This window comes from Streptomyces beijiangensis (assembly GCF_017315755.1).
GTDB lineage: Bacteria > Actinomycetota > Actinomycetes > Streptomycetales > Streptomycetaceae > Streptomyces > Streptomyces beijiangensis.
Window position 1 is genome coordinate 1 of record NZ_JAFLRJ010000052.1, and the last position, 5,256, is coordinate 5,256.

Consider the following 5,256-nt stretch of genomic DNA (forward strand, 5'->3'; position numbering starts at 1 on the left):
CCGCCGAAGCGCTGGGCGAACCGTCCGAAGGCCCCCGGCCGGTTCCAGGTGCGGAACTCCTCCGCCGCACGACCCCCGGCCCGCTCCAGCCGCTGCTCCGCCGAGGCGACGTCCTCGGCGGGAAGTGCCCGTACGACCGGCCGCAGCACCTCCTCCAGGAGCGCGGTCCGCGTCGCGTCCCAGGCCGCACCCGCACCCGAGTGACCGTTCCACGAGACGAAGCAGTCGGCGACGTATCCGGGAGACAGCTGCAGCCGGTCGCGCACGGCCTCATCCCGCGCCGTCCGCCCGTACGCCGCGATCAGATCCGCGTCGCCGCTGTGCGTCAGCGCGAACAGTTCGCCGTCCGGCGGGTCGTCGGAGAGCAGCCGGCGAACCAGTGACCGCAGCGTCCGCTCCAGCACGGCGGGCTCCAGCGGCTCGGCGGCCGACCGCAGCCGCAGCACCCGCCCCGTCCAGCCGTCGGGAGCCGTGCCCTCGTCCAGCTGCCCCGCGAAATCGAGGAGCAGCAGCGCCCCGCGCACCCGGGCGTCGAGCTCCCCGGTGAAACGCCGCAGCAGATCACGGGCGAGCGCCGGAACGTCCCCGTCCGTCAGGGAACCCTCCAGCGCGGCCCTGACCAGCACCGTCCACGTACCCGCGATGCGATGTGCGTCCGAACCGGCCTCGTCCAGCAGCAGCCGCGCCTCACCCGCACCGGGCACCACCCCGTCCCACACAAGCCCCATCGCGGTCCGCAGCACCAGCGGCTCCGCGAACGGCGAGATCCCCGAAGCACGCAGCACCGAACGCAAGGTGGACATCCGGTCCCCGGTACCGACCCGCGACGCCTCCGCGCACATCCGCAGATGCGGCAGCGCCTGCATCCCGGTGAAAGGCAGCGCGGTGCACTCCAGCATCCGGGCCGCAGCCGGCGGGTCCTCCGAAGCGAGCGCGTCCAACTGCTCCAGGAGCGCGGCCCGCAGCTCGAACTGCTCCTCCAGACCCGTCCGTACGGTCACGGAGTACACCCCGTCCGGATCGGCGAGCAGCGCCCGGGAGAGCCGGTGCGCCAGCTCGGGCAGCAGATCCGCGCAGTCCACATCAAGGGTGTCCGCGACCCGCAGCAGCTCCAGCGGCCGGTCCGTACCGTCCGCACCCCGCACCCCCTCGCGCACCGCGGGACCGAGATCGGCCGCGAGCCGCTCCCGCAGCCCGTCGGTGAGCGATGCCCGCCGTACGGGAGAGAGCCCGGCAGCCCCCGCCGCATGGACCGCCCCGGCCAGCAGCAGCGCGGCGAGCGGCTCGGTCACCGCGACAGGGACCCTGCCGTCGAGCACGCCGAAGAGCCGCCCCAGGGCCGCCGACTCCTCGGCCGTACGGTCCTCGGCAGGAGCGCACACCGTGACGACGAGCAGCGCCAGCTGCTCCTCGTCCAGTACGTCGGTCCGCCCACGCAGCCAATTCACCCCGGCCGCACGGCTGTTGGCGGGCAGAGCGATCCCCGCCCTGAGCGCGAAGGCAGCCAGCGGCCCGGCCTCGAAAGGACCGTCCGACACAGCGGCCGCGGCCTTGAACAGCTCCGGCGCCCGCCCCAGCCACACCCGCGCCGCGGTGTGCGCCCACGCATCCGCGGTCCCGTCGACGGGACCCGCCCGCCCGGTGCAGTGGTGCATCCGGAAGCGGTGGTCGTGCCCGCGCATCGCCTGGGCGTCGTCCGGCAGCACCCCGATGATCTGCTGCCCGGCCTGCTGCGGACGCCGTGTGTACGTGATGAACGTCAGCCGGTGGGCGCTCTCGCGCGGCAGCACCGTGCTCCCCAGCGCCACCCACTGCGCCACATCCGCACTGCGCTGCTCCACCAGCACGATCTGCGGAGCGGCCGGGTCCTCGCACAGCCGCCGCAGATCACCGAAGAAGCCCGCAAGCCACGCCCCGCGCGCGGCGGCGAAATCGGCCAGCCCGTCCCGGTCGAACAGCCCCGACGGCGCCAGCTTCTCCAGCGGCGCGGGCACCCCGCCCTCCGGAGTGCGCACCGCCCACTGCGAGGAGTCCCAGGCGGTGATGGGCAGCACCCCGCCGGGCAGCCGCGCACCGTCCGGCAGATGCACGGCGTGGGCATGGAAATTGCCCCACCGCCCGCTGTGGTCGGCGCCCGTGTAAACGGTCCTGGCGAGCAGCCGCCCCCCGTCGGAGAGCACGCTGTGACTCAACACCTGCGGAAAATCGGCGAGTTGATCCGCGCGCGGCCGGGACGGCGCATCGCGCGGCGGCTCGTACCCGATCAACTGCTCGGCCTCGGTCAGCAGCGAATCCGGCAGCCCGGGCGAGACCGCGGTGAAACGGAAACCCTCCCCGTCGGGCCCGGGCGGGGCCGAGGTGTAGTGAAGCTGCGCCAGGCTCATGGCCCCGGCCCCTTTCCTGCCCGCAGGCTCATGTGCCTCGGCTGCCGCCTCTTGCCGGCCCCATCCCAGCAGAACCCCGCCCGACACGAGATGCTTTCCTCAATGTCTGACGTGCCGGAATGGAACCCACAATGATGCTGCGCTGTGCCGTACTGGACGACTTCCAGAAGGTCGCCACCACGCTGGCGGACTGGACCTCACTGACCGACAGCGTAGAGGTGGTGTCCTTCGCCGAACACTTCGCCTCCGAGGACGAACTGGCCGCCGCACTGACCGGGTTCGACATCGTGGTGACCCTGCGCGAGCGCGTCCTCTTCCCGGCCTCGCTCTTCGCCCGGCTGCCCCGGCTGCAACTGCTGATCGCCTCCGGAATGCGTAACTCGGTGATCGACTACGCGGCGGCCAGGACCCACTCCGTCACGGTCTGCGGCACGGACAGCTCCGGCACCCCGCCGGTGGAACTCACCTGGGCCCTGCTCCTCGGCCTGGCCCGCTCGATCGTCCCCGAGTCCACCGCCCTGCGCGCCGGAGGCCCGTGGCAGAGCACGGTCGGCGCGGACCTGGCAGGACAGCGCCTGGGGATTCTCGGCCTGGGCCGGATCGGCAGCAAGGTGGCGAGGATCGGCCAGGCCTTCGGCATGGAGATCACCGCCTGGAGCCAGAACCTGACGAAGGAACACGCGGACGAGGCAGACGCGACGCTCGCACCGTCCCTGTCGGAAGCGCTCGCTACCAGCGACTTCGTCACGATCCACCTGGCCCTGAGCGACCGCACCCGAGGCCTTCTGGGCGCCCGCGAACTGTCCCTCCTCAAACCGACCGCGTACCTGATCAACACCTCACGCGCCGCGATCGTCGACCAGCCCGCACTCATCGACACCCTGCGCGCGGGCCGCATCGCGGGAGCGGCGCTCGATGTGTACGACACCGAGCCGCTCCCCGCCGAGCACGAACTCCGCACGGTCCCGCGCCTGCTCGCGACCCCTCACCTCGGCTATGTCTCCGAGCAGAACTACCGCACGTACTACACGCAGGCGGTGGAGAACATCGAGGCGTATCTGAAGGGCACCCCGATCCGCCGCATCGACACAGCCCCCACCCCCTGACCCCTACAGCCTCTAACCGCCGAACCGCTTCCGGTACGCGGACGGACTGAGCCCCGTCTCGCGCCGCATCAGGGCCCGCAGATTGGCCCCGCTCCCCAGCCCACTGCGGTACGCGACGACATCGAGCCGATCCTCACCCCGCTCGATGAGCCGGCAGGCAAGGGCGACCCGCTCCCCGGTGAGCCAGGCCAGCGGCGTAGTACCGATCTGCGCCCGGAAGCGCCGGTGCAAGGTGGCCGGGCTGACCGCGGCCCGAGCGGCGACATCGGCCACCGTCAAGGTCTCCCCGAGCCGCTCCTGAGCCCAGGCGAGCACCGGCGCCAGGGACTCATCAGGAACGTCGGGCACGGGCCGCTCCACGAACTGCCGCTGCCCACCGTCCCGATGCGCCGCGAACACCAGCCGCCGGCTCACCGAATTGGCGACCTCCGCACCATGGTCACGCCGCACCAGGTGCAACCCGAGATCGAGCGCGGCAGAACTGCCGGCGGCGGTGAGGATGTCCCCGTCGTCCACGAAGAGCACATCGGCCTCGAGCCGTACGTCAGGGAAGCGGGCCCGGAAGGAGTCGGCCCACTGCCAGTGCGCGGTCGCCCGCCGCCCGTCCAGTACCCCGGCCTCGGCAAGGGTGAAGGCCCCACTGCAGAACCCCACGAGCCGGGCCCCCCGAGCATGAGCCCGCCGCACGGCGTCCAGCACCGCCGGCCGCCGTGGGACATCGGTGTCCGGCCGGTTGGGCACGATCAGGGTGTCCGCACGGTCGGCCGCCTCAAGTCCGGCGACACCGGTCAACGTGAAGAACCCGTCCCGCATAAGGGTGCGCGGCTCCGGCGAACAGAGCACGAAGTCGTACAGCTCGCGCCCGAGCTCCGGCCGCCGCAGCCCGAACACCTCGGTCGCGCAGCCGAGCTCAAAGGGATTCGAGTTCTCGTCGACGATCACGACGACGCGATGCAGTTGCGAGGATCCTTGCGGCATATGCGATTTCTAGCACTCGTGCCCCGACCGCGCACGCCCCAGGATTGCCGTATGCCCAACGACCCGATCGCTCTCCACGAGGCCCTGACCACCTTCGACGCGTTGTGGAGCCCCCGCATCGTCAGCCGCGTCAACGATTACGACGTACGCATCGCCAAGGTCGAGGGCGAGCACGTCTGGCACGTCCACGACCACACGGACGAGTTCTTCCTGGTCCTGGACGGCGAACTTCACATCGGCCTGCGCGAGCCAACGGGGGAGCGGACGGTCACACTGCCCAAGGGATCGGTCTTTACGGTCCCCAGAGGTACGGAGCACAAGCCGCACGCCCCCACCGGCGCCGCGATCCTCATGTTCGAGCCCTCCGGCACCCTCACGGTCGGCGACCGGCACGACGAGGTCCCGGACCACGTGGATGTGACGACGGGTCACCGAGTTGACGCGGAACTGCCGAGTCCGTAGTGTCCTCCGAGTTGCCACGGAACCTCATCGGTTCCACGGCAACCACTCCCGCCGCGAAAGCGGCAAACAAACTCGACACGATCCCTCGCCGGGGACAATTTCGGCATGCCGAAATTGATAACCGGGACTCGATTATGAGTCGCCGGGGGAAAGCGCTAGAGTTTGAGCGTCGGAACGGCCCAACAGCCGGAAAGACACAGCAGGTTGAAAGTCCCGCTGACTGGGAATCAGGCCCGAAAGGATCTGATAGAGTCGGAAACGCAAGACCGAATGGGAAGCGCCCGGAGGGCCCAGTGAAATGGGACCAAAGGAAGCGTCCGTTCCTT

The 5,256-nt window shown here is 70.8% G+C and carries 4 protein-coding genes; 2 read left to right on the forward strand and 2 right to left on the reverse strand.

What is annotated here, in order from left to right:
- On the reverse strand, nt 1–2,384 hold a 2,384-nt coding region (locus J0695_RS06300), incomplete at its 3' end, for a GTPase-associated protein 1-related protein (RefSeq protein ID WP_206960840.1).
- Between the two features lie 131 nt (nt 2,385–2,515).
- Here J0695_RS06300 and J0695_RS06305 point away from each other — a divergent pair.
- Nucleotides 2,516–3,490: a D-2-hydroxyacid dehydrogenase family protein gene (locus J0695_RS06305; protein WP_206960843.1), complete on the forward strand. Its 975-nt coding sequence runs from the start codon at nt 2,516–2,518 to the stop codon at nt 3,488–3,490.
- 12 nt (nt 3,491–3,502) lie between these two features.
- Here the strand turns inward: J0695_RS06305 and J0695_RS06310 are convergent, their stop codons facing one another.
- Nucleotides 3,503–4,468 carry a helix-turn-helix domain-containing protein gene (locus J0695_RS06310; RefSeq protein WP_206960841.1) on the reverse strand — a complete coding sequence of 322 codons (966 nt, stop codon included), beginning with the start codon at nt 4,466–4,468 and terminating at the stop codon, nt 3,503–3,505.
- A 51-nt stretch (nt 4,469–4,519) separates the two neighbouring features.
- Here J0695_RS06310 and J0695_RS06315 point away from each other — a divergent pair, with 51 nt between their 5' ends.
- Nucleotides 4,520–4,930: a cupin domain-containing protein gene (locus J0695_RS06315; protein WP_206960842.1), complete on the forward strand. Its 411-nt coding sequence runs from the start codon at nt 4,520–4,522 to the stop codon at nt 4,928–4,930.
- Nucleotides 4,931–5,256 lie beyond the last annotated feature (326 nt).

Bases quoted from the DNA above. Each gene is read 5' to 3' on its own strand.
- J0695_RS06305 (WP_206960843.1), top strand. From the start codon at position 2,516: ATGATGCTGCGCTGTGCCGTACTGGACGACTTCCAGAAGGTCGCCACC.
- J0695_RS06315 (WP_206960842.1), top strand. From the start codon at position 4,520: ATGCCCAACGACCCGATCGCTCTCCACGAGGCCCTGACCACCTTCGAC.
- J0695_RS06310 (WP_206960841.1), bottom strand. From the start codon at position 4,468: ATGCCGCAAGGATCCTCGCAACTGCATCGCGTCGTCGTGATCGTCGAC.